At 49.2% G+C, this 250-nt stretch carries 1 protein-coding gene; it reads right to left on the bottom strand.

What is annotated here, in order from left to right:
- Positions 1 to 84: 84 nt before the first annotated feature.
- On the bottom strand, positions 85 to 250 hold a 166-nt coding region (locus HG542_RS32695; protein WP_004164769.1), incomplete at its 5' end, for an IS5/IS1182 family transposase.

Raw genomic sequence — 250 nt, 5'->3', positions numbered from 1 at the left:
CTGGGCCGATTTTTTTCCCGCAAACACATCGAATCAGCCTATTTAGGCTATTTTTTCCACCATTTCTGGCGTTATTTCCGGTTTTTACTGAGATCTCTCCCACTGACGTATCATTTGGTCCACCCGAAACAGGTTGGCCAGGGTGAATAACATCGCCAGTTGGTTATCGTTTTTCAGCAGCCCCTTGTATCTGGCTTTCACGAAGCCGAACTGCCGCTTGATGATGCGAAACGGGTGCTCCACCCTGGCA

It is taken from the genome of Streptomyces morookaense (genome assembly GCF_013030945.1).
In the GTDB taxonomy this organism is placed as follows: domain Bacteria; phylum Actinomycetota; class Actinomycetes; order Streptomycetales; family Streptomycetaceae; genus Streptomyces; species Streptomyces morookaensis.
Note: the sequence above shows the minus strand (reverse complement) of the source record. Positions and strands in the feature narration are given on the sequence as shown.